Below are 23,669 nucleotides of genomic sequence, written 5' to 3'. Positions count from 1 at the left end.
CGGCGGGACCAGTTTCCCGGTCGTCCCTGCGCGGAGAGAGACGCGAGGGCCGTACGCGCGGTTGCCGCACCCAAAGCCGACGAAGTTCGTGATTCGGGCCACGTCCGGGCCGTACCGGTGTCCGGGTCGTCCCCCGTTCGTTTCCCAGCAGGCACTTTTGCGCCCAGAGCCGACCATTCAAGATCACTTATGCGTGGGGGCCGGGCGTGTTGTCGGCGGCAGGTGCAAGGATGCCCTCAGCACAGAGCCGCACGGGGGGTGTCTTCCGGGCGCGCACGCGCATGCGGGCGGTCCGGGGCGGTGGCGGGGCTCGTGCGACACCTGCCGGGTGGGGGCGATCGGGGCAGCCGCTCCCTCTGCCGGGCACCGCGCGCAGAAGGGATTGCTGACGGCGATGCAGATCCGGCTCACGGTGCTCGCGCCGCGCGGCGGGCAGTCCGCCCCGGCGGGGCGGGCCTGCGACGTGCTGGTCACCGCCCCCGCGGGTACCGCGCTGGCGGCGGTGGCCTCGGGTCTCGCCTCCGCCGTCGCCGGGCCGGACGCCTCGGGCGCCGTCGTCCTCTACGCGGGCCGGGAACGGCTCGACCTCCAGCGCAGCACCCTCGGTGAGCCGCCGCTGCTCGACGGCGCGGTCCTCTGCCTGAACGCGCCGGCCGAGGACGAGCCGCACGCCCTGGAGATCCCGGCGGAGCTGCATGTCGTCGCCGGTCCCGACGCGGGCGGGGTGCATCTGCTGCACGGCGGCCGGATCAGCGTGGGCCGCTCGGCCGAGGCCGATGTGCCGCTGGACGACCCGGACGTCTCCCGGCTGCACTGCGAGGTGACCGTCACGGACGACGGCCGGGTCACCGTCGCGGACCTGGGCTCCACCAACGGCACGACCCTGGACGGCGCCCCCGTGGGGACCCGCCCGGTCCGCCTCGGCGTGGGGGCGCTGCTGCGCGTCGGCGAGTCCACGCTCCGCCTGACGGCCTCCGGCCGCGGGACGCCCCTCCCGACGGCGGCGGACGGCGAGGGCCACCTGCGCGTCCTGCGCGCCCCCGCCGTGCCGGACCCGGGCACTCCCGGGGCCCGCGTTCCGGCCCAGTACGCACCGGGGGCGGCGGGGCCGGGCGGGGACGCGTCCGCCCGGGGGGCCGCGCGCCCTGCCCCTGACGGCGGCGGCCTCGCCCACGGGCAGGGTCCCGGTGCCGAGGCCCCCGGGGGCTTCGCGTCTCCCGCCGCCCGGACCGGGCCGCCCGGGCAGGAGCTCCCGCGCCGGGCCCACCCGGCAGGCGCGCCCGAGGAGGGCGGCGGGCCCGCCGGCACACTGCCCGGCCCAGGGTCCGCGGCCTCCGGCACCCCGGACCACCCGACGGGCGGCATCCCGGGCCAGGCGCGCCCGGAAAGCGCCGACGACACCCCCGGCCGGGCCCACCCCGCAGGCGGCAGCGCCGCCGGCGCCGCAGCAGGCGCGCCCAGCGCGGGGCGCAGCCCCGGCAGCCCCGCCGGCACCACCCCGGACGCAGGGCTCGCGCCCCCCGACCGCCAGGCGGGCGCCGCCCCCGGCGCGGAAGCCGGCGCACCCCGGGTGAACCGCGCCGCCGGCGACTTCGTCCCCGGCGAGGGAGACACCACCCCGCCGCCCTCCGCCCGCCGCCGGCGTGGCATAGGCGCGTGGGCGCGACGGCTCGCCGGGGGGCGGGAGGAGCGCGGCGAGAGTGAGGCTCTGGCCGTGCCCGTCGTACCCGGCGGGGGCGGGCCGTCCAACGAGCGGTGGCCCGATCCCGCCGCCGTGCTGCTCACCGCGCTCGGGCCGGGCCCGAGGCTGTGGGAGCGGGACGGGGGCCACCCCGAGTCCCTGGTACTGCGCCTCGGCACCGCCGACCGCGCCGAGCTGCCCTCCGTGCCCGTGACCGTCGCCCTGCGCGAGGCCGGTTCGCTGGGGCTCGCCGGGCCGCGGGCCCGGCTGGCCGGGCTCGCGCGGGCCGTCGTCGCCCAGCTCGCCGCGCTGCACTCGCCCGCCGAGCTGGAGATCGTGCTCATCAGCACGGACCGCGCCCGCACCACCGAGGAGCGGCGCGCCGAATGGGCCTGGCTCGGCTGGCTGCCGCATGTGCGTCCGGCCCACGGCCAGGACTGCCGGCTGCTGCTCGCGTTCGACCGCGACCAGGCCGAGGCCCGCACCGCCGAGCTGACCCGCCGGCTGGACGAGGGGCCCCTCGGCCTGGCCTGGCCCGGCGCGGACCAGGCCGCCGTCGCCGAGGCGGCCGCCCGGCACACCGGCCCCCGGACGGTCGTCGTCGTGGACGGCGACCCCGGCTCCGCCGCCCTGCGCGAGACGACCGCCCGGCTCGCCGGGGCCGGCCCGTCCGCCGGTGTCCATGTGGTGTGCCTCGCCGAGACCGCCGCCGCCTCTCCCCTCTCTCCCGTCGCCGCGACCTACGAGTCCGCCTGCCGGGCGTCGCTGCCGTTCCGCGAGTGCGGGGCGGTCGCCCTGCTGAGCGGTGACGTCGCGACCGCCCTGCGCGTGCTGCGCGTCGCCGGCGGGCGCACCGCCGGGCACGGCACCGTCGGCGCGGTGGACGCCGTGTCGCCGGCCTGGGCCGAGCGCTTCGGGCGCGCGCTCGCCCCGCTGCGTACGGAGGGGCCGGCCGCCGCCCACCCCGGTCGCGCGTCCGCCCTGCCGCGTACCGCCCGGCTGCTGGACGAACTCGGGCTCGCCCGGGCCACGCCCGCGTCCCTGATGGCGCGCTGGGCCTCGGCCGGTGACGGCACGGTCGTGCTGGGCGCGGGCCCGCACGGCCCGCTGACCGTGGACCTGACGGCGGAGGGCCCGCATCTGCTGATCGAGGGGCCGCCCGGCAGCGGGCGCACCGAGCTGCTGCGGTCGGTGGCCGCGTCCCTCGCCGCGGGCGCCCGGCCGGACCGGCTGGGCCTGCTGCTGGTGGACGGCGCGGGCGGCGAACGCGGCGACGGCCTGTCCGCCTGCACCGACCTCCCGCACGTCACCGAGCACCTGGTGGCGAGCGACCCGGTGCGGATGCGGGCCTTCGCCCAGGCGCTGGGCGGCGAACTGAAGCGCCGCGCCGAACTGCTGGAGGGCACCGACTTCGCCGACTGGCACGCCCGCGGCACGGCGGGCGAGCGCCACGCCGTGCCCGCGCGGCTCCCGGGCGCCCCCGCCGGGCAGCCCGGCACGGTCGCGGAGCACCTGGTCTCCCCCCGCACCGCCCCCGGGGCCGCCACCCGCCCGGCGCCGGCCCCGGACGGCGCCGACGAAGGCGGCGAGCTCGACGCACCCGCCTCGCGCACCCTCCGTCTGCGCCCCGGCGGCCGGACCCGGCCGCAGGGGCCCGGCCCGCTGCCCCGCCTGGTCGTCCTGGTCGACGACTTCGACGCCCTGGTGGCACCCGCGCTCGGCAGCCCGGGGCGGCCCGCGGCCGGGTCCGTGGTCCGCGCCCTGGAGGCCGTGGCCCGGGACGGCGAACGGCTCGGCGTGCATCTGGTGGCGACCTCCTCCCGGCCCGACCGCACGGCGGACACCCACCTCGCCGAGGGGGCCCGGCTGCGGGTGGTCCTCCAGGCCGCCCCGGTCGCGCCGGGCCCGGACGACCCGGCGCCCGGCCGGGGCCGGCTCGGGCACCCGGACGGCCGGGTGACCGCCTTCCAGGGCGGCCGGGTGACCGGTCGCATCCCCCGTACGGCGACCCTGCGCCCGACCGTCGTCCCGCTGGAGTGGGAGCGGATGGGCGACCCGCCGGCCCGCCGCCCGGTGCGCGAACTGGGCAACGGCCCGACCGACCTGGCGCTGCTGGCCAGCGCCCTGGAACGGGCCGCCCGTTCGGTGGCGGCCGAGTCGCCGCCCCCGCTCACCCCGGCGCGTCCCTGACCGTGTGCGCCCCCGGCCCGCACCGGGGGCGCACACCCGCCGGCGCGAGCTGACGCGACGTCACAAGGCGATCACGAAAGGCGTGTTGCCCGCGATCGCGGTATTGCGGGGCCCAGGCGACGGGCGTAGACCTGCTGTCACGGGACATCAGCGCAGGGGACAGCAGCGCACGGGAGAGACGGGGCAGCAATGCGCAGAACTCTTCGTACGGGCAGGGCCGCAGTGGTGTTCGCAGCCATCGGCGCCCTGGCCCTGACCGGATGCGGATCGGACGGGGACGGTGCCGGGACGCCGGAGGACGGGCCCGGCAAGGAGACCGGGGCGACGGTCCGGCTGCCGTCCCTGAAGGGCGAGACCGTGCAGGTGGCCGCCGTCTGGAGCGGCCCCGAGCAGGAGAACTTCACCAAGGTCCTGAAGGAGTTCGAGAAGCGGACCGGCGCCACGGTCACCTTCGTGCCCGCGCAGGACCCGATCGTCAACTTCCTCGGCACCAAGATCGCGGGCGGCAGCCCGCCGGACGTGGCGATGCTCCCGCAGGTCGGCGCGATCCGGCAGGTGGTGGAGCGCAAGTGGGCCAAGCCCGTGGGCCCGGAGGCGAAGGCCCAGCTGGCGAAGAACTACTCACAGGGCTGGCAGGACCTCGGCGCGGTCGACGGCACGCCCTACGGCGTCTACTACAAGGCCGCCAACAAGTCCCTGGTCTGGTACAACACCACGGTCTTCGAGAACGCGGGCGCGAGCGAGCCGAAGAGCTGGGAGGAGTTCCTGTCCACCGCCGAGACGATCTCCGCATCCGGCGTGACACCCGTGTCGGTCGCCGGCGCGGACGGCTGGACCCTCACCGACTGGTTCGAGAACGTCTACCTCTCGCAGGCGGGTCCGGAGAAGTACGACCGGCTCGCCAGGCACGAGATCCCGTGGACCGACCCGTCCGTCAAGGACGCGCTGACCACCCTGGCCCAGCTGTTCGGCAAGCCGTCCCTGATCGCGGGCGGCGCGGACGGCGCCCTGCAGACCGAGTTCCCGGCCTCCGTCACCCAGACCTTCAGCGGCGGGGACACCCCCAAGGGCGCGATGGTCTTCGAGGGCGACTTCGTGGCCGTCAACATCGCGCAGACTGACGCGGAGATCGGCAAGGACGCCAAGGTCTTCCCGTTCCCGGCGGTCGGCGGCGGCGAGGCCCCGGTGGTCACCGGCGGCGACGCGGCCGTGGCCCTCAAGGACAGCAAGGGCGCGCAGGCCCTGCTGACCTTCCTCGCCTCCCCCGACGCGGCGGCCATCTCGGCCTCCGCGGGCGGCTTCGTCTCCCCCAACAAGGCCCTGGACACCGCCGCCTACCCGGACGACGTGCAGCGGGGCATCGCCGAGGCGCTGATCGCCGCGGGTGACGACTTCCGCTTCGACATGTCGGACCAGATGCCGCAGTCCTTCGGCGGGACGCCCGGCAAGGGCGAGTGGAAGGCGCTCCAGGACTTCCTGAAGAACCCGAAGGACATCGCCGGCACCCAGCAGCGCCTGGAGGCGGACGCGGCCAAGGCGTACAAGAGCTGACGGCATGGGTGCCGTGACGAAGGGGGGCCCGGCGGCGCCGGTGCCCCCCGAGGGCAAGCGCAAGAGCGTGACGGGCACACGTAAAGCGGTGGCGGTGGCCTTCCTGCTGCCCGCGCTGGTGCTGCTGGGCGCGCTCGTGGTCTACCCGATCGGGTACTCGCTCCAGCGGTCCTTCTTCGACCGGTCCGGCGACTTCGCCGGGTTCGCCAACTACGTCGAGATCTTCACCGACGACACCATCCTGACGGCGGTACAAAACAACGCGATCTGGGTGGTCGTCGCCCCCACGGTCGCCACCGCCCTCGGCCTGGTCTTCGCGGTGCTGACCGAACGGGTGCGCTGGGGAACGGCGTTCAAGCTGCTGGTCTTCATGCCGATGGCGATCTCCATGCTGGCCGCCGGGATCATCTTCCGGCTCGTCTACGAGCAGGACCCGGAGCGCGGGGTCGCCAACGCGGTCTGGGTGGGAGTCCACGACACCTTCAACGAGTCGGGCGGCTACCCCGGCGCCCGGCCGCTGCCCGTGCACCCGCTGGAGGCGGCCGGCGGCGGCGCGTACGTCACCAAGGAGCCCGTCACCGCGGGCACCGAGGTTCTGCTGCCGCTGGTCGGCGTCGCCCCCGCGAAGATGCCGTCCGACGCGCGACCCGCCCGCGAGGCCCCGGCGGCGGACGCCGGCGACGGGATCGGCGGCACCGCCTGGCTGGACTTCACCCGGGGCGGCGGCGGGCAGCCCAATGCCGTCGACCCGAAGGAACTGGGCCTGGCCGGGATCACGGTGCAGGCGGTGAAGGACGGCGAGGTGGTCGCCGAGACCACGGCGGCCGCCGACGGCACCTTCACCCTGCCCGCCGCGGCGGAGGGCGCCCTGCTGAGACTGCCCGCGGAGAACTTCCGGGAGCCCTACAACGGCGTCAGCTGGCTGGGCCCGACCCTGGTCACCCCCGCGATCATCGGCAGCTACGTGTGGATGTGGGCGGGCTTCGCGATGGTCCTGATCGCGGCGGGGCTCGCGAGCGTGCCGCGGGAACTGATGGAGGCCGCGCGGGTGGACGGCGCCAACGAGTGGCAGGTCTTCCGCAAGGTGACCGTCCCGCTGCTGGCGCCGGTCCTCGCGGTGGTCCTGGTGACCCTGATGATCAACGTCCTGAAGATCTTCGACCTGGTCTTCATCATCGCGCCGGGCTCCTCCCAGGACGACGCCAACGTGCTGGCGCTCCAGCTGTACCGGTCCTCCTTCGGCACGGACGCGGACCTGGGGCTCGGCAGCGCCATCGCCGTGCTGCTGCTCCTGCTGGTGCTGCCGGTGATGTTCTTCAACATCCGGCGGATGCGAAGGGAGGCACGGCGATGAGCGCCGAGGGGACCACGGTCACGACCGGGACCACCACCCGGACCGCGACCGCGCCGGAAGGGGCGGCCGGGACCGGCCGGAAGCGGCCCTCCCTCGCGGCCCGGATCGCCACCCGCACCGCCGGGGGCGCGCTGCGGGTCTTCCTGGTGCTCGCCGCGCTGTTCTGGCTGATGCCCACGGTCGGTCTGCTGCTCTCCTCGCTGCGCAGCCCCGGGGACATCGCGGAGAGCGGCTGGTGGGAGGTGCTGACCGCCCCGGCCCAGCTCACGACGGAGAACTACAGCCGGCTGCTGGAGAACGAGGCGATCACCGACTCGCTCGGCTCCACCCTGATGATCACCGTTCCGTCCACGGTGCTGGTGGTCGTCATCGGCGCCCTCGCGGGCTACGCCTTCGCGTGGATGGACTTCCCGGGCCGCGACTGGTGGTTCATGGTGGTCGTGGGGCTGCTGGTGGTGCCGGTGCAGGTGGCGCTGGTGCCGGTGTCCGAACTCTTCGGCGCGGTCGGCATCTTCGAGACGACCCTCGGGGTGGTCCTCTTCCATGTGGCGTTCGGGCTGCCGTTCGCCATCTTCCTGCTGCGGAACTTCTTCGCGGAGATCCCCCGCGAGCTGCTGGAGGCGGCCCGGCTCGACGGGGCGGGCGAGGTGCGGCTCTTCACCCGGGTGGTGATGCCGCTGGGCGGGCCGGCCATCGCGTCCCTGGGGATCTTCCAGTTCCTGTGGGTGTGGAACGACATGCTGGTGGCGCTGATCTTCGCGGACTCCGAGTCCGCGCCGATCACGGTCACCCTCCAGCAGCAGGTACGGCAGTTCGGCAACAACATCGATGTGCTGGCACCGGGCGCCTTCGTCTCGATGATCATTCCGCTGGCGGTGTTCTTCGCGTTTCAGCGGCAGTTCGTCTCCGGTGTGATGGCCGGTGCCGTGAAGTAGCGCGCGTGGCCGAAGGGCCGCCGGTCCGGGGGCCCTTCGGCGAGGAGGTGTCCGGCGGATCGGGGAGGGACGGCGGGCGACGCCCGCCCGCCCGGCGGATCAGGGCCGGGTCAGCGGGCGACGCCCGCCCGGGGCCGCTCCGTCACCGCGCCCCGGCCGTCCGCCGGGATGTACCGCCGGTTGAGGACGGCCTGCACGTCGACGTGCTCCCCCGCCACGATCGTCTGCGCCGCGTGCGGGGTGAGGACGGCCACGTACTGGTAGCCGAAGAGGGTGGGCCGGGCACGGGTCAGCAGCCGGGAGGTCGCGCTCAGCGCGCGGGCCGCCGCCCCGGCGCCCAGCACGGACCAGAAGGGTGCGCCCGTGGAGGTGAGTCGCAGTTCGTCGAAGCCCGCCGCGCGCACGGTGCGCCGCAGCCCGGCGCGGGTGAAGAAGCGCAGATGCGTCTCGTCCAGGATGCCGCGCCGGTCGTAGCCGAAGGCGCCGGCGGCGACCCGCAGCCGCGCGTACCAGTGGCCGAAGTTCGGCACCGACAGCAGCATCCGGCCGTCGGGGACCAGGGCGTCCCGGAGCTGCGCGAGCAGGGCCTCCGGCCGGGACAGGTGCTCGATGACGTCCGCGGCGACGACGTAGTCGAAGCCGGTGCCGGCCTCCGCGGGCAGCCCGCGCTCCAGGTCGGCAAGGACGAACCGGGAGCAGCGCTCGCGCACCCCCGGCACCTCCACGCAGTCCAGGCCGGTGACCGTGTGCCCGAGCGCCTCCAGCCGGGCCGCGAACTGCCCGCCGGAGCAGCCGACGTCCAGGACCCGGCCCGGGGGCAGGGTGCGCATGATCCGCAGGATCGCCGCGTGCGAGGACCCGTCGCCGTCCTTGAAGGCGTACTCGACGGGCTTGGGGATCCAGGGGCAGGTGCCGAAGCCCTTGAGCGCGAGGCGGTACTCCAGGACGTCCTTGACCACGTCCTTGGCGTAGCGCAGCCCGTTGACGTGGCAGATCTCGTCGCCGTAGTGCGTGGGGACGGGGATCTCCTCGATGCGCAGGCCCGCGTGGAGGAGCTGGACGATGATCTGGGTGTCGAAGTCGAAGGCGTCGCTGTTGCGGTCCAGCGGCAGCCGGCGCAGGGCGGCGACGCTGTAGGCGCGGTAGCCGGAGTGGAACTCGCTCAGCCGGGAGCCGAGAAGGGCGTTCTCGAAGCGGGTGAGGACGCGGTTGCCGAGCCATTTGTAGAGGGGCATCCCACCGCGCAGCGCGCCGCCCGGCTGCTTCATCCGGGAGCCGAACACGGCCTCGCACTCGCCGCGTTCGATCGGCGCGACCATCTGGGGCAGCAGTTCGGGGGCGTACTGCCCGTCGCCGTGCAGCAGGACGACGATGTCCAGGCCGCGAGCGGCGGCGATGGCGTAGCCGGCCTTCTGGTTGCCTCCGTAGCCGAGGTTCTTGGTGTGGCGCATCACCACGGTGGGCGGCACACCCTCACGCCGGGACCAGCGGCAGCCCGCCGTGAAGGTCTCGTCGGCGCTCGCGTCGTCGAGTACCAGGATCTCGGCGACGCGGGACAGGAAGTCCCGGGGGATGCGGTCGAGGGTCTTCTCCAAGGTGGCCTCGGCGTTGTACGCGACGACGAGAACGCCGATCCGGGGCCGCGCGGGCGCGGCGGCGGGAGCGGGCGCGGCGGCGGCGACGGGCCGCCGCGCGGGCCAGGGCACGGCGGGCTCCGCACCGGCGGGACGGGCGGCCCCGGCGGGGGCGTGGTCCCCGTGCGTGCCCGGGCCTTCGGCGCCGGCGGTGGTCGGGCCGGGGCTCCCGTACGGGCTCTCGGGCGGGCTCTCCATCACGGGGACGTACTCCACTCTGCGTCGGGCGGAACGGCGGCAAGGGGACCGGGAACGGCGGGGAACCACGGGCGGGGCGAGGGGCGTTCGGGCGGGGGTCAGTTGACGGGAGAGGCGGGCGCGGCCGGGGTGCGGCCCCGCGGGGCGACGACCGGCACCGGCCCGTCCTCCCGCGGGGCCGGCGGCCGGTCCAGGGCCCGGCGCAGCCCGGTCGCGATGCCGAGGGAGAGCAGCAGCCAGGCGGCCTCGGCGAGATGGAGCGCGGGGTCGCTCCACCGGACCGCGCTCGGGCCCGCGTAGACCACGACGGCCGCCGCCCCCGCCGCCACGCTGTAGAGCGCGCCCTGCCAGAAGCCGAACAGGAAGAGGCCGACCACGGGCCAGGCCAGATACTGCACGGCCGAGCCGGTGCTGAGCAGCAGGAGCAGGGTGCTCGCCAGCGCGACCGCGTACGCCGGGTCCGCCGGTCTGCGCCACGCGAGCCAGGCGCCCGCCCCCGCGCAGGCCAGCACGAACAGCAGATGGAAGTCCCCGCGCAGCCCCGCCACGAACCCGTCGGAGGCCCCGGCCAGATCGGCGATCCGCAGCAGACCCCACAGCCGCCACGGACCGCCCTCGTAGCCGAGCACCTTCTCCGCCAGTCCCTCGGGGACGGCCGCCAGCGCCGGACCCCACAGCACGGCGAGGACGGCGAGGAACCCCGCGCCGAAGCGCGCGGCGACCGGCCGGCCCGCCCGCAGCGCGGCGACGGCCAGCGCCGGTACGGCGACGACCGGGACGAGCTTCACACTGATCGCCACCGCCGCGGCCGTCCCCGCCGCTCCCGGCCGGCCGCGGTCGGCCAGCAGATACGCGGCGAGGACCATGAACATGATCGCGACGGAGTCGGTGTTGCCGTGGTAGCCGGAGGTGGCGACGAGCACGGGGCTCAGGGCGCAGCCGAGGGCGCAGGCCAGCGCCGTGCCCGGACTCCGGCGCCGGCGGACGATCTCCAGGACGAGGAGTGCGGAGACCAGATCCGCGAGGCAGGCGGGGGCGCGGATCAGACTGCCGAAGGGGATCCCGAGACGTTCCAGCCCGTCGAAGCCGAGGAGCATCAGGCCCGTGAGCGGCGGGTGGTTGTAGACGGGCTGGCCGGGGATCGGGGTCGCGTAGACGTCCACCGGGCCGACGCGGGCGATCACGGCGGCGAAGGCGTCGAAGATCCGGACGTCGGCGGGACCGCGGGTCGTGGCGGCGAGGACCGTCTTGGCGGCGAAGGCGGCCACCGACACGACGACCACGACGGCTCTCGCCCGTCGTACGTCGAGCGGCGCGGTTCCCGTACGCATGCGCAGACCCATGGCGGCCGAACGTAGCAACCTGCGACGCCGATGACGTGCACCGATGAACACACTTACCCGGCGGGGAGTTGACAGAGCTGCGTTCTCGGGCCGCGGGACGTCACGGGAATCACCCGTAAGGCGCACCGCGTGTCACGTAGCCCGGCCGGGCGGGGCTCCGGAGGCCGGGCGGGGGCCGGGCACGACCGCGGGGCCGTCTGCCTGCGAGGGCCGGGCGGGGCTCCGGGGCCGGGCGGTGCCGGGCCCGCCACGGGGCCGTGGGCGTACGGGGGACGGGCGGGCCCCGGGGGCCCGGGCGGCGGGCGCTCCGGGGGCCGGGCGTCAGCCGGTGCGGAGGGCGGCCACCGCGGAGCCGGCGAGGCCGTCCAGGTAGCCGGCGGGCAGCTCACCCCGGACGACGGCCAGCCGCCAGTAGAGCGGGCCCAGGATCAGGTCGAGCGCGCGGTCGGGGTCGGTCCCCGCAGGCAGTTCGCCGCGCGCCACCGCCTCGCGGACCACGGCCGCGGCCACCCCCTGGCGGCTGTCGAGGAGCACGGCCTTGATCGCGTCCGCGATCTCCGGGTTGCGCGCGGACTCCACCAGCAGGTCCGGGATGACCCGGGAGGCCACCGGGTGGCGCAGGGCGTGCGCGGCCACCTCCAGCAGGGCGCGCACATCCCCGTGCAGGGAGCCGGTCGCGGGCGCGGGCAGCCCCTCGGCGGCGACGGCCGAGACCAGGTCGAGCACAAGCGCCGGCTTCGACTTCCAGCGCCGGTAGACCGCGGTCTTGCCCACCCCGGCCCGGCGCGCGACGCCCTCGATCGACATCCGGGCGAACCCGACCGCGGCGAGTTCCTCGAAGACGGCCGTGCGGATCGCGTCGGTCACGTCCTCACGGAGCACGGCCGCCCCGGCCGGGGCGCGCCGGGGGGCGTCGCCGGGCGTCTCGCGGGGGGTACCGGGGGGCGTTCCGGGGTGTGCGGGCATGGCCGGAAGCATACCGGGCCGGGACGGAACGGTTGCGTTCCGACGTCAAGGAGTCCTACTGTTTTCGTAGCGACGAAACGGTACCGTCCTGACGTAAGCGTCCACCCGGCCGACCGCACCGAAAGCCGATCCGCGTGACCACAGCCCTCTCAGCCCCTTCCCCGGCACCGCCGCTCCCGGGACCGGACCGCACCGACAGCACCGCCGGAACCGCCGGGTCCGATGCCACCGCCGGAACCGCCGGGTCCGATCTCGCCGCCCTCGCGGCCCGCCACGGACTCACCGTGAGCGGCGCCCGCCCGCCCCTCGGCGCGTACCTGCGCGGCCTCTGGGCCAGACGGCATTTCATCGGCGCCTTCGCCACCGCCAAGCTCACCGCGCAGTACAGCCGGGCCCGGCTGGGCCAGATCTGGCAGCTCGCCACCCCGCTGCTCAACGCGGCCGTCTACTACCTGATCTTCGGCGTACTGCTCGGCACGGGAGACGACGTTCCCGACTTCGTGCCCTTCCTGGTGACGGGCGTCTTCGTCTGGACCTTCACCGCCAACTGCCTGATGGCGGGCACCCGGTCGATCTCCGGCAACCTCGGCCTGGTCCGCGCGCTCCACTTCCCGCGCGCCTCGCTGCCGATCGCGCTGGCGCTCCAGCAACTCCAGCAACTCCTTTTCTCCCTGGGCGCGCTGGTGGTGATCCTGGCGCTCTTCGGCGAGTTCCCCCGGTGGATCTGGCTGCTGGCGGTACCCGCCCTGGCGCTCCAGGCCGTCTTCAGCACCGGCCTGTCGATGGTCCTCGCCCGGGTCTGCGCCCGCACCCCGGACGTGGCCCAGCTGATGCCGTTCCTGCTGCGCACCTGGATGTACGCCTCCGGGGTCATGTGGTCCGTGGACAAGGTGCTGGCGAGCGGCCGGGTGCCGGAGGTGCTGGGGTCGCTGATCCGCTACAACCCGGCGGCCGTCTACATCGACCTGATGCGCTTCGCCTTCATCGAGTCGTTCACCGCCGAACGGCTGCCCCCGCACGTCTGGGCGGCGGCCGCCGGCTGGGCGCTGACCGCCGGGGTGGGCGGGTTCCTGTACTTCTGGCAGGCGGAGGAGAGGTACGGCCGTGGCTGACGACGACCGGCGCACACCTGTGGACGGCACCCGCGCACACCCACCCGTGGACGGCACCGGCGCACAGCGGCCGGCGGACGGCGCAGGAGGCGTCGTCGGCGAGCGCGTCCCCACCGTGGTCGCCGACGGCGTCCACCTCACCTACCGGGCGCCCGGCGGCCGGGAGATCCACGCGGTCCGGGGCGTGAGCTTCGCCGCGTGGCAGGGTGAGTCCATCGGTCTGGTCGGATCCAACGGTTCGGGCAAGTCCACCCTGCTCAAGGCGGTCGCGGGCCTGCTGCCCACCGCGCGGGGCCGGATCTGGACCCGGGGGCAGCCGACTCTCCTCGGTGTCAACGCGGCCCTGATGTCCGACCTTACCGGGGAGCGGAACGTGGTCCTCGGCGGTCTGGCGATGGGCATGACCCGCCGGGAGATCCGCGAACGCTACGACGCGATCGTGGACTTCTCCGGGATCAACGACAAGGGCGACTTCATCTCCCTGCCGATGCGCACCTACTCCTCCGGCATGAGCGCCCGGCTCCGCTTCTCCATCGCCGCCGCCCGGACCCATGACGTCCTCCTCATCGACGAGGCCCTGGCAACGGGCGACGCCCGGTTCCGGCGGCGCAGCCGCCGGCGCATCGAGGAACTGCGCGCCCGCGCGGGCACCGTCTTCCTGGTCAGCCACGACCCCACGACCGTCGCCGAGAGCTGCGACCGCGCCCTCTGGCTGGAGGCGGGCGTGCTGCGCGCGGACGGCCCGGCCGCCGAGGTGGTCGCCGCGTACGAGGCGTCCGCCCGAGGCACACAACGGGCACCGCGCGGGTAGGCTCCCCTGTTGCCGTCGGCGAGGGGGGACCGCGATGGGCGACCCACGGGGCCCGGAGCCCCTGCGTGACGAGGACCCGCGCGAGATCGCGGGCTACCGGCTCCAGGGCAGGATCGGCGAGGGCGGTATGGGCACCGTCTACCTCACCCGCAGCCGGGACGGCCGGCTGCCCGTCGCACTGAAGCTGATCCGCCGCGAGCACGCCCGGAACGACAAGTTCCGGGCACGTTTCGCCCGGGAGGTCGAGGCCGCACGCTCGGTGCACGGCCCGCATCTGGTCCCGGTCGTGGACCACGACGCCACGGCGGAACGCCCCTGGCTCGCCACCCGCTACATCCCCGGCGTGCCCCTCGACGCCACCCTGCGCCGTCTCGGCCCGCTCTCCCTCGACCGGGTGCTGCGGCTGACGGCCGGGACGGCGCTGGCCCTCGCGGCGGTGCACGCGGCCGGCCTGATCCACCGGGACGTGAAGCCCGCCAACCTGCTGCTGGCGGCCGAGGGCCCGTGGCTGCTGGACTTCGGCGTCGCGCGGGCGGCGGACTGCGCCTCCGCGCTGACCACGGCGGGCCGGATGGTCGGTACCCCCAAGTACATGTCGCCCGAGCACGCGCTCGGGCGCGAACTCACTCCGGCGTCCGACGTGTTCACCCTGGGACTGGTCGCGGCGGAGGCCCTGACCGCCCGGCACCCCTTCGGGGAGGGCAGCGGCTTCGTGATCGCCACCCGTATCGCGGGCACCGCCCATGAGCCGCCCGACCTGAGCGTCCACCCGCCCCGCATCCGCCCGGTCCTCGCCGCGGCCCTCGCACCCCGCCCCGAGGACCGCCCCACGGCCCCGGAGATCGCGGCCCGCTGCGCCGACGCGTGACCCGGCGCCGCGCCTGGGCGTACCCGGACGCCTCACGACGCACGCCCGCCTGACCGTGCGCCGGCGACGTGGCGGCGACGCGGCGGCGACGCGGCGGCACGCAGTCAGGCGCCGGCCCGGCCGAACCGTGCGCGTGCCCGAAGCGTGGCGGCCGAACCGTGCGCGCTCCGAAACCGTGCGGCCCAACCGTGCGCGCGCCCAAGGCGTGGCGGAACCGTCCGCGCGCCCGAACCGCGCGCCCGAAGCCCCGCCGTCGCACCGCACACGTGGGGGCCGGTCCCGCCCGGCCGCCCGGGACCGGCCCCCACCGTCATGAGCGCCCCACGCGGGCGCCCGCGCTAGCTGTGCGCCCGCAGCAGCTGCCGCATCGTCCGCATGGCCACCGACAGGTTCGCCAGGTCGAACGCGTCCGACCCCTGGATCTCGTCCAGGGTCGAGCGGGCGCGGCCGAGGATCGCCGCGTTCTTCTGCTCCCACGCCCTGAAGCGCTCCTCCGGCGTCGCCGTGCCGTTGCCCACGGACAGGACGTCCGAGGTCAGGGCCGCATGCGCCGCGTAGAGGTCCTCACGGATGGAGGCGCGGGCCATCGACTGCCAGCGGTCGGAGCGCGGCAGCTCGATGATCCGGTCCATGAGCTGGGTGATGGAGAGCCGGTCCGCGAGGTCGTAGTAGACCTCCGCCACGTCCAGCGGCGCCTGGCCCGTGCGGTCCGCGATCGCGACGATGTCCAGGATCGGGAAGGCCGAGGAGAACCCGGCCACCCGCAGTGCCAGCTCCTCCGGCACCCCGGCCGAGGTCAGCTCGCCGACGATGCCCTCGTACCACTCCAGGTCCGCGCCGCGCAGCATCTTCGGCAGCGAGTCCCAGACCTCCGCCACCCGCTCGGCGAAGAAGGCGACCGTCCCGGCGAGTTCGAGCGGCTGCGGCCGGTTGCCCAGCAGCCACCGCGTACCGCGCTCCACCAGCCGTCGGGAGTGCAGCCGCACGCGGGTCTGGACGTCGGCCGCGACCTTGTTGTCCAGCGCCTCGACCGCGTCCCACACCGCGGCGAGCCCGAAGATCTCCCGGGCCGCGGTCTGCGCCCGCACGATCTCCTCGATCGACGCGCCGGTCTCCTCCCGCAGCCGGTGCAGGAAGGTCGAACCACCGGTGTTCACCGTGTCGTTGACCAGGACCGTCGTGACGATCTCCCGGCGCAGCGCATGCGCGTCGATCGCCTCGGGGAACCGCTCGCGCAGCGGCTTGGGGAAGTACGCGTGCAGCAGCTTGCGCAGGTACGGGTCGTCCGGCAGGGAGGTCCCGACCAGTTCCTCCGCCGCCGTGATCTTGGTGTAGGCCAGCAGGACCGCCAGCTCCGGCTGGCTCAGACCGCGGCCGGTGTTGAGCAGTTCGCGGATCTGCCGGTCGCTGGGCAGGAACTCCAGCTCCCGGTCGAGGTGCCCGTCCCGCCCCAGCCGGCGCATGAAGCGCTGGTGGGCGTGGAGCAGGGAGGGCGCCTGGACCACCGCGTTGGCCAGGGCGGTGTTCTGCGCGTAGTTGTTCCGCAGCACCAGCGCGCCGACCTCGTCCGTCATCTGCGCGAGGAGCTGGTTGCGCTGCTTGACGGTCAGATCGCCCTCGGCGACCAGGCCGTTGAGCAGGATCTTGATGTTGACCTCGTGGTCGGAGGTGTCGACGCCGGCGCTGTTGTCGATCGCGTCGGTGTTGATCCGCCCGCCCTTGCGGTCGAACTCGATCCGCCCGAGCTGGGTGCAGCCCAGGTTGCCGCCCTCGCCGACGACGCGGACGCGCAGGTCCTCGCCGTTGACGCGGATCGGGTCGTTGGCCTTGTCGCCGACATCGGCGTTGGACTCCGAGGACGCCTTGACGTAGGTGCCGATGCCGCCGTTCCACAGCAGGTCCACGGGCGCCTGGAGGATGATCTTCATCAGCTCGCCGGGCGTCGTCTTGGTGACGCCCTCCTCGATGCCGAGGGCCGCCCGCATCGCCGCGTTGACCGGGATCGACTTGGCACTGCGCGGGTGGATGCCGCCGCCCTGGGAGAGCAGCGAGGTGTCGTAGTCGGCCCAGGAGGAGCGCGGCAGCTCGAAGAGGCGGCGGCGCTCGGCGTAGGAGGTGGCCGCGTCCGGGTTCGGGTCGATGAAGATGTGCCGGTGGTCGAAGGCGGCCACCAGCCGGATGTGCTCGCTGAGCAGCATGCCGTTGCCGAACACGTCACCGGACATGTCGCCGACGCCGACGACGGTGAAGTCCTCGGTCTGGGTGTCGTGGCCCAGCTCGCGGAAGTGCCGCTTCACGGACTCCCAGGCGCCGCGCGCGGTGATGCCCATGCCCTTGTGGTCATAGCCCGCGGAACCACCGGAGGCGAAGGCGTCGCCGAGCCAGAAGTCGTAGGAGAGGGCGACCTCGTTGGCGATGTCCGAGAAGGAGGCGGTGCCCTTGTCGGCCGCGACCACCAGGTAGGTGTCGTCCTCGTCGTGCCGGACGACACCGGCCGGGGGCACGACCTCGCCCGCGACCATGTTGTCGGTGATGTCGAGCAGCGCCGAGATGAAGGTGCGGTAGCTGGCGATGCCCTCGGCGAGCCATGCGTCCCGGTCCACGGACGGGTCCGGGAGGTGCTTGGCGACGAAGCCGCCCTTGGCGCCCACCGGCACGATGACGGTGTTCTTCACCATCTGCGCCTTGACCAGGCCGAGGATCTCGGTGCGGAAGTCCTCGCGCCGGTCGGACCAGCGCAGACCACCGCGGGCGACCTTGCCGAAGCGCAGGTGGACGCCCTCGACACGCGGCGAGTACACCCAGATCTCGAAGGCCGGGCGGGGCGCCGGCAGGTCCGGGATGGCCTGCGGGTCGAACTTCATCGAGACGTAGGAGTGGTTGGACCCGTCGCCCGCCTTCTGGAAGAAGTTGGTGCGCAGGGTCGCCTTGATGACGGTGAGGAAGGAGCGCAGGATGCGGTCCTCGTCGAGGGAGGCGACCTGGTCCAGCGCGCCGTCCAGCTCCTCCAGCAGACCGTCGATCAGCTCGGTGCCCGCTCGCTGCCGCTCCGGCGACATCCGGGCCTCGAAGAGGGAGACCAGCAGCCGGGTGGTGTGGACGTTGTTGCGGAGGGTGTCCTCCATGTAGTCCTGGCTGAAGGTGGAGCCGGCCTGACGCAGGTACTTGGCGTACGCGCGCAGCACCATCGCCTCGCGCCAGTCGAGCCCGGCGCCGAGGACCAGGGAGTTGAAGCCGTCGTTCTCCGCCTCGCCCCGCCACACCGCGGCGAAGGCGTCCTGGAAGCGCTCGCGGGCGTCGTCCGCGAGGTAGTCGCCGCCGCCGGCCGCCGGCAGCGGCATCCGCAGGCCGAAGTCGTAGATCCACGCCTGGGTGCGGTCGGCGCAGCGCAGCTCGTAGGGGCGTTCGTCGACGACCTCGCAGCCCAGGCGCTGGAGGATGGGCAGCACCGCGGAGAGCGACACCTGCTCGCCGGTCCGGTAGATCTTGAAGCGCCGCTCTCCGGGGGCCGCGCCGACCGGCTCGTACAGGGAGAGCTGGAAGTCCTTCTCGGAGTGGGTGAGCTGCTCCATGCGCACCAGGTCGGCCACGGCGGAGCGCGGGGAGTGGTCGGCCTTGTAGCCCTCGGTGAAGGCGCCCGCGTAGCTGCGCAGCAGCTCCGCAGCGCGCTCCTCGCCGAACTCGGCGTTCAGCGCCTCCCCGAAGCCGTCGGCCCAGGAGCGGGCCGCCTCGACGAGCCGGGCCTCGATGCGCTCGGTGTCGGCGTCGGTGAGGTCGGGCAGCTCGGTACCGACCGGGACCCGGACGACGAAGTGGATCCGGGAGAGGATCGATTCGGTGTTCCAGGCGGTGAAGTCGACGCTGGAGCCGCCGAGTTCCTCCTTGAGGATGTCGATCAGCCGCAGCCGGACGCCCGTGGTGTAGCGGTCGCGCGGCAGGTAGACGAGGGCGGAGTAGTAGCGCCCGTACTCGTCCTGGCGCAGGTACAGCCGCAGCCGGCGGCGCTCCTGGAGGTAGAGGACGCTGGTGACGATGGCGCGGAGCTGGTCGACGGGGGTCTGGAACAGCTCGTCGCGCGGGTAGGTCTCCAGGATCTGGAGGAGGTCGCGGCCGTCGTGGCTGTTGGGCGAGAAGCCGGCGGCCTGGAGGACCTCGGCGACCTTGCGGCGGATGACCGGCACCCGGCGCACCGACTCGGTGTACGCGGCGGAGGAGAAGAGGCCGAGGAAGCGGCGCTCGCCGATGACGTTGCCCTCGGCGTCGAACTTCTTCACGCCGATGTAGTCGAGGTAGCTGGGGCGGTGCACGGTGGCGCGGCTGTTGGCCTTGGTCAGCACGAGGAGCTTGTGCTCGCGGGCCTTGGCGCGGGCGTCGGCGGTCAGCCGGCTGAAGGACGGGCTGACCGGGTGGGCGTGGTTCTCGTCGTCGCCACCGTGCTGGGGGTCGGAACGCAGGATGCCGAGACCGGTGCCGGGCACGGCGGCGAGCGCGTCGGAGTCGGTCAGCTCGTACTCGCGGTAGCCGAGGAAGGTGAAGTGGTCGGCGGCGAGCCAGCGCAGCAGCTCGCGGGCCTCCTCCACCTCGTGCTCGGGGACGTCGCCCGCGGTCGGCTCGTCGGGCAGGCCGTCCGCGAGCTTCAGCGCGGCCTGGCGCATCTTCTCCCAGTCCTCCACGGCCTCGCGGACGTCGGACAGGACGCGGAGCAGGTCGGCGGTGATCTGCTTCAGATCGGCGCGGTCGGTCTCGCGGTCGATCTCGACGTGGATCCAGGACTCGGTGAGCGCGTCGTGCGGGAGCTTCTTCAGCCCGGTGCCGCCCGGCAGCACCTCGATCAGCCTGCCGGTCACGTCACGGCGGACGACGACCTGCGGGTGGACCACGACATGGATGCCGCGGCCCTGCCGGGAGAGCTCGTTGGTGACCGAGTCGACCAGGAAGGGCATGTCGTCCGTGACGACCTCGACGACGGAGTGGCTGCAGGTCCAGCCGTTCTCCTCGACCGTCGGGGTGTGCACCCGGACGTTCGCCGTGCCCTGGGGGCGGTTCTCGGCGAGGCGGTAGTGGGAAAGGGCGGCACCGAAGACGTCGACCGGGTCGCGGTCGGCGAGGTCCTCGGGAGCGGTGTGCAGGTAGTAGCGCTGGAGGTACGAGAGCACGGTGTCCCGGTCGGGACGCTCCCCGTGCTCGGCCACGGTCGGGAGGTTCCCCCCGACCGGGCTGTGCTCAGCTACCCGGGCGGCCCGTGCGAGCAGCTCGGCCTTGGCTTCGTCCAGCTTGGTCTGCATGTCCTCTGGCTCCTGTCGCGCGCCGTTGCGTGACGTAGGTGAAAGATGCTGCGGCCGGGCGCCACGACGCGGGGTGTCCGGTCGGTGTCGACGTCATGCCGCCGTGGGTGAGGTCCGGGGTGCCGAGCGCCGGATACGGCGGGTGGGCCGGACGGAGAAGATGATCAGTCGTCGCCCGGACGCGGTGGCTCTCCGGGCGCTCTCCCCCGGCAGCGGCCGGGCGGTACCCGGCGGGGGCTTCGCTGCCCCCCGGGCGTATCGCGCTGATCACGCCCCCAGGCTATCGTCCCTTCCCCCCGGAACGTCATGAGCCGTATGTGTACAAAAGAGTGCCCACAAGTTTGACACTCTGGACAGCGACACAGGCCCTCATGGCAACCAATCACCGGGAGCAGCCATGACCACCAAGATCCTGATCGTCACCGGGGACGCCGCCGAGTCCCTGGAGGTCCTCTACCCCTACCAGCGGCTGGTCGAGGAGGGGTACGAAGTCCATATCGCCGCCCCGAGCCGCAAGCAGCTCCGTTTCGTGGTGCACGACTTCGAGCCCGGCTTCGACACGTACACCGAGAAGCCCGGCTACACCTGGCCCGCCGACCTGGCCTTCTCCGAGGTGGACCCCGGGGACTACGCGGCGGTGGTGATCCCCGGCGGGCGGGCGCCGGAGTACCTGCGCAACGACGGCGAGCTGCGCAAGATCCTCAAGGCGTTCTTCGACGCGGACAAGCCCGTGGCCCAGATCTGCCACGGTCCGCTGATCACGGCGGCGCTGGGCGGGATGGAGGGCCGCCGGGTGACGGCCTACCCGGCTCTGGAGCCGGACATGCAGGCGGCCGGGGCCTCCTTCCAGGACGCGGAGGCGGTCGTCGACGGGGTGCTGGTGTCCTCGCGGGCGTGGCCGGATCACGCGGCCTGGATGCGGGCCTTCCTGAAGATCCTCCGGGAGACGGCGCCGGCGACGTAGCGCCTGTGCGGGCGGGTCCGTGCCGTGGCCCGGGGGCGGCGTCGGCTCTCGGGCGGTTCGGGCGGTTCGGGGCGGGGTCGGCTGGGGCGGTTCCGCGCTCAGGAGGCGAGGCGCAGGGCCTCCGCGACCGCGTCCCTCAGGGTGTCCACGACGGGCACCCCCGCCCGCTCCAGGCTCGCCCGGCTGTGCGAGCCCCCGGTGTAGAGGACCGCCCGCGCCCCGACGTGCGCGGCCGCCACCGCGTCGTCGACCGCGTCCCCGATGACGACGGTCCGGCCCGGGTGCAGACCCTCCAGGGCCGCGAGATGGCGCTCCATGTGCAGTGCCTTCGAGCCGCCGGAGGGGCCCGTGCGCCCGTCGACCCGCAGGAACCGCGCCTCAATGCCGTAGCCGCGCACCACCGGGACCAGCTCCTCGTGGCCGTACATGCTGAGCAGCGACTGGCTGCGGCCCGCGAGCTGCCACTCCCGCAGCAGCTCCTCGACCCCCTCGGTGAGCAGGCAGGCGGACCGCTGCTCGCGGTAGTGCCGGTGGAAGACCTCGTCCATCGCCGTCCACTCGCTCTCGGACGGCAGCCGGCCCATCAGCCGCTCGTAGAACCGGGGTATAGGCACGCAGTACAGCTCGCGGTACTGCTCCAGTGTGACGGGCCCGACGCCTATCTCCGCGAAGGCGGCGTTGGTCGCCCCGATGACCGCGGTGATGTCGTCGAGCAGTGTGCCGTTCCAGTCCCAGACCAGATGGGCCTCGTGGTTCCCCGTCTTCCTCATGGCCGTCAACGCTACCGGCCGGGTCGGACAGCGCGGCAGGGCGGCTGGTGGCACTCGGCCCGCTCAGCCCCGCCCAGCCCCGCTCAGCCGACGAGGTTGGGGATCTCCTGCACACCGAACCAGAGCAGTTCGTGGTCCTCCGCGCCGTCGACGGTGAACCGCGCGTCGTCGTCCCCGTGGTCCGCGGCCCCCAGCGCCGACACGGCGGCGGAGACGTCGGCCACGGCGTCGTCCGCGTCCACGTGCACGGCCGCGGCCTTGGCCAGCGGGACGGCCGAGGCGATCCGGACCTCGCCGAGGGAGCGCGCGTCCAGCACCTGGTCGGGGTCGGCGACGGCGTCACGGTCGGGGACGTCCACGGCGACGACCACGCGGCGGCGGGGGGCGTCCGGGACACCGGCCAGCAGACGCAGGGAAGCGGCGGCCGCGCGGTTCAGCGCGGCGTACTCCAGCTCCTCCATGTCGTCGGAGACGTACCACTCACGCAGACCCGGCGTGACCGCGTACGCGGTCAGCGGGCCGGGGCCCAGTTCACCCGCCCGGTGCGCCTCTGCGAGACCGGGGAGGGTCAGGGGGACGTAGACGCGCATGGTGGCCGCTTTCGTAGTCGGAAATGCGCCCTCAGGATACGTGCGGCGTCCCCGATCGAGGTGCCGCTCCCCGCTCCGCGGGCGTCCACCCGACGCCCCCGCGGTCCCCGTGTCGCGCCCGGCCCGCAAGGTCAGGACCACCCTGATAGGTGAATCCCGCGGACCTCCCCCGGGCCGCCCGGGGCACGTTGCGGGGCCCGGTGGCACGCCATAGAAGTTCCCCCGTCGAAGCTACTTCCCGGTATCAGCGCCGGGACCACAGCCAACGGGGGCGATCTGCATGAACAGGACCCGGCCGGCGGGACGCCACGACCAGCGCCGACCCGCCGCGGCAGCGGCGGCCGCACTGACCCGTGCCCGCGCCCGGCAGCACAAACCCCACTACTGGTTCGCGGACCGTCTCCTCGCGGTCCTCAGCGGCCGGCGCCCCGTGCACTGGATGCTCGGGCACACGGTCGGCGAGGCGTACGAGCAGCTGATCCGCCTCGCCCCGGGCACACCCCTGTGCCCGGCGGACCGCCTCTCCCCGGTCGTCCGCCACTGCGGCGAGTTCCACCCCGGCCCGGGGGTGATCGAGGCCTTCGCCCGCATCGGCTGGGGCGAACGCGTCACGGCCATGGCGTTCCGCCTCGAACAGGGCCCCGACCTGCGCTGGCGCTGCGCAGCGGTCGAACTCGGCGGCAACCCCGTCGCCCCGAGGGATCCGGACCAACGCGGATGATCCCCGGGGCGGGAGGCTGCCCGCGGCCCGCGGCGCGCGGGTCAGACCCGCCCCGGCCGGCCCGGGGCAGGCCGAAAGCGCCCCGAGCGGCCGGCCAGGGAGTCCCGGGGCCCGATACAGCGCGCTGGGGCCAAGCATGGGGCCCACGGCCGGCAAGGGTGCGGCCGGATACGCACTGTGGCTCCGAGCGCTCCCGGCGCCCGGAAAGCGCGCCCCGCGCTCGCAGCCTCGGGGCGCGGGGTGCGCACGGCCCGCCCGGCGGGCTCCGCGCCCTTGGCCGGACCGGGACGGGCGCCCCGGGGGTGCGGGCGCGCACACGGCCCGCCCGGCAGGCCCTGCGGCCTCGGCCGGACCGGGCCCGTGGGGGCCGGTCCGCCCGGCGGCCCGGCGGGGCCCTGCGGGATCTGCACGGGCACGCCGTTCGTCCGGGGGCACCCGCCTTCGCGAAGGCCGTGGCGTCCGTCCCGGACCGACGCGGATGCCCCACCCCGCAGGGCGCCGGGCCCTCCGGGGTGGGGCGCCCCGGCGCCGGGGCAGCCCAAGAGCGCCCGGCTCGGCCGGTCCTCCGGGGAGCACGAGAGCCACCTGCCTGGCCCGCCCCGACTCCCAGGGGCAGGCACTGCCCCGCCGCGCGCGGCCTGAACGGGCCTGGCCGTCCAGGCTCCCGGGAGCAGCCACCGGCCCGCCGATCGCGGC

15 protein-coding genes are annotated in these 23,669 nt (G+C 74.4%); 9 read left to right on the top strand and 6 right to left on the bottom strand.

Features of this window, described 5'->3' with window-relative positions:
• The first annotated feature begins 394 nt into the window (after positions 1-394).
• The 4 genes from C593_RS0105530 (at position 395) to C593_RS0105515 (ending at position 7,711) form a co-directional block, all read left to right on the top strand.
• The gene (locus C593_RS0105530; protein WP_018846303.1) at positions 395-3,871 is read left to right on the top strand and encodes an FHA domain-containing protein; all 3,477 of its coding nucleotides are present in this window, start codon (positions 395-397) and stop codon (positions 3,869-3,871) included.
• Positions 3,872-4,060: 189 nt separating this feature from the next.
• The gene (locus C593_RS0105525; protein ID WP_026277382.1) at positions 4,061-5,422 is read left to right on the top strand and encodes an ABC transporter substrate-binding protein; all 1,362 of its coding nucleotides are present in this window, start codon (positions 4,061-4,063) and stop codon (positions 5,420-5,422) included.
• 4 nt (positions 5,423-5,426) lie between these two features.
• The gene (locus tag C593_RS0105520) at positions 5,427-6,776 is read left to right on the top strand and encodes a carbohydrate ABC transporter permease (protein WP_018846301.1); all 1,350 of its coding nucleotides are present in this window, start codon (positions 5,427-5,429) and stop codon (positions 6,774-6,776) included.
• Complete coding sequence (locus C593_RS0105515) at positions 6,773-7,711, top strand: carbohydrate ABC transporter permease (RefSeq protein WP_018846300.1); 939 nt, start codon at positions 6,773-6,775, stop codon at positions 7,709-7,711. Before C593_RS0105520 ends, C593_RS0105515 begins: the two co-directional genes overlap by 4 nt.
• Before the next feature lie 110 nt (positions 7,712-7,821).
• Here the strand turns inward: C593_RS0105515 and C593_RS0105510 are convergent, their stop codons facing one another.
• The 3 genes from C593_RS0105510 to C593_RS0105500 all read right to left on the bottom strand — a co-directional run bounded on the left by C593_RS0105510 (position 7,822) and on the right by C593_RS0105500 (position 11,852).
• On the bottom strand, positions 7,822-9,543 hold the full coding sequence (locus tag C593_RS0105510; RefSeq protein WP_018846299.1) for a methyltransferase domain-containing protein: 1,722 nt from the start codon (positions 9,541-9,543) through the stop codon (positions 7,822-7,824).
• 98 nt (positions 9,544-9,641) lie between these two features.
• A complete protein-coding gene (locus tag C593_RS0105505; RefSeq protein WP_078521211.1) occupies positions 9,642-10,886 on the bottom strand; it encodes a glycosyltransferase family 39 protein in 1,245 nt (414 codons plus the stop codon).
• 321 nt (positions 10,887-11,207) lie between these two features.
• The gene (locus tag C593_RS0105500; protein ID WP_018846297.1) at positions 11,208-11,852 is read right to left on the bottom strand and encodes a TetR/AcrR family transcriptional regulator; all 645 of its coding nucleotides are present in this window, start codon (positions 11,850-11,852) and stop codon (positions 11,208-11,210) included.
• 134 nt (positions 11,853-11,986) lie between these two features.
• Between C593_RS0105500 and C593_RS0105495 the strand changes: the two genes are divergently transcribed.
• From C593_RS0105495 to C593_RS28910, 3 genes are read left to right on the top strand one after another with little or no spacing between them, the layout of a single operon-like run.
• On the top strand, positions 11,987-12,964 hold the full coding sequence (locus C593_RS0105495) for an ABC transporter permease (protein ID WP_018846296.1): 978 nt from the start codon (positions 11,987-11,989) through the stop codon (positions 12,962-12,964).
• A 46-nt stretch (positions 12,965-13,010) separates the two neighbouring features.
• Positions 13,011-13,775: an ABC transporter ATP-binding protein gene (locus C593_RS0105490; RefSeq protein WP_051093632.1), complete on the top strand. Its 765-nt coding sequence runs from the start codon at positions 13,011-13,013 to the stop codon at positions 13,773-13,775.
• Between the two features lie 34 nt (positions 13,776-13,809).
• Entirely contained in the window at positions 13,810-14,643 is an 834-nt protein-coding gene (locus C593_RS28910; RefSeq protein ID WP_018846294.1) for a serine/threonine-protein kinase, read from the top strand.
• Between the two features lie 338 nt (positions 14,644-14,981).
• Here C593_RS28910 and C593_RS0105480 read toward each other — a convergent pair whose 3' ends face one another.
• Positions 14,982-19,928 (bottom strand): NAD-glutamate dehydrogenase, encoded by a 4,947-nt coding sequence (locus tag C593_RS0105480; RefSeq protein WP_018846293.1) that lies wholly within the window; start codon positions 19,926-19,928, stop codon positions 14,982-14,984.
• Positions 19,929-20,325: 397 nt separating this feature from the next.
• Here C593_RS0105480 and C593_RS0105475 point away from each other — a divergent pair, with 397 nt between their 5' ends.
• Entirely contained in the window at positions 20,326-20,892 is a 567-nt protein-coding gene (locus C593_RS0105475; protein WP_018846292.1) for a DJ-1/PfpI family protein, read from the top strand.
• A gap of 98 nt (positions 20,893-20,990) precedes the next feature.
• Here C593_RS0105475 and C593_RS0105470 read toward each other — a convergent pair whose 3' ends face one another.
• A complete protein-coding gene (locus tag C593_RS0105470) occupies positions 20,991-21,662 on the bottom strand; it encodes an HAD hydrolase-like protein (protein WP_018846291.1) in 672 nt (223 codons plus the stop codon).
• 83 nt (positions 21,663-21,745) lie between these two features.
• Positions 21,746-22,252, bottom strand: a complete 507-nt coding sequence (locus C593_RS0105465; RefSeq protein ID WP_018846290.1) for a DUF6912 family protein — start codon at positions 22,250-22,252, stop codon at positions 21,746-21,748.
• A gap of 280 nt (positions 22,253-22,532) precedes the next feature.
• Here C593_RS0105465 and C593_RS0105460 point away from each other — a divergent pair, with 280 nt between their 5' ends.
• A complete protein-coding gene (locus tag C593_RS0105460; RefSeq protein ID WP_018846289.1) occupies positions 22,533-22,973 on the top strand; it encodes an Rv3235 family protein in 441 nt (146 codons plus the stop codon).
• The last annotated feature ends 696 nt before the right edge of the window (positions 22,974-23,669 follow it).

The sequence above is a fragment of the Streptomyces sp. CNT372 genome, assembly GCF_000377145.1.
This window is presented reverse-complemented; position numbering and strand designations above follow the sequence as displayed.

Excerpts from the sequence above, each read along its gene's own strand:
- C593_RS0105530 (WP_018846303.1), top strand. The coding sequence starts at position 395 with ATGCAGATCCGGCTCACGGTGCTCGCGCCGCGCGGCGGGCAGTCCGCC.
- C593_RS0105525 (WP_026277382.1), top strand. The coding sequence starts at position 4,061 with ATGCGCAGAACTCTTCGTACGGGCAGGGCCGCAGTGGTGTTCGCAGCC.
- C593_RS0105520 (WP_018846301.1), top strand. The coding sequence starts at position 5,427 with ATGGGTGCCGTGACGAAGGGGGGCCCGGCGGCGCCGGTGCCCCCCGAG.
- C593_RS0105515 (WP_018846300.1), top strand. The coding sequence starts at position 6,773 with ATGAGCGCCGAGGGGACCACGGTCACGACCGGGACCACCACCCGGACC.
- C593_RS0105510 (WP_018846299.1), bottom strand. The coding sequence starts at position 9,543 with ATGGAGAGCCCGCCCGAGAGCCCGTACGGGAGCCCCGGCCCGACCACC.
- C593_RS0105505 (WP_078521211.1), bottom strand. The coding sequence starts at position 10,886 with ATGGGTCTGCGCATGCGTACGGGAACCGCGCCGCTCGACGTACGACGG.
- C593_RS0105500 (WP_018846297.1), bottom strand. The coding sequence starts at position 11,852 with ATGCCCGCACACCCCGGAACGCCCCCCGGTACCCCCCGCGAGACGCCC.
- C593_RS28910 (WP_018846294.1), top strand. The coding sequence starts at position 13,810 with ATGGGCGACCCACGGGGCCCGGAGCCCCTGCGTGACGAGGACCCGCGC.
- C593_RS0105480 (WP_018846293.1), bottom strand. The coding sequence starts at position 19,928 with ATGCAGACCAAGCTGGACGAAGCCAAGGCCGAGCTGCTCGCACGGGCC.
- C593_RS0105475 (WP_018846292.1), top strand. The coding sequence starts at position 20,326 with ATGACCACCAAGATCCTGATCGTCACCGGGGACGCCGCCGAGTCCCTG.
- C593_RS0105470 (WP_018846291.1), bottom strand. The coding sequence starts at position 21,662 with ATGAGGAAGACGGGGAACCACGAGGCCCATCTGGTCTGGGACTGGAAC.
- C593_RS0105465 (WP_018846290.1), bottom strand. The coding sequence starts at position 22,252 with ATGCGCGTCTACGTCCCCCTGACCCTCCCCGGTCTCGCAGAGGCGCAC.
- C593_RS0105460 (WP_018846289.1), top strand. The coding sequence starts at position 22,533 with ATGAACAGGACCCGGCCGGCGGGACGCCACGACCAGCGCCGACCCGCC.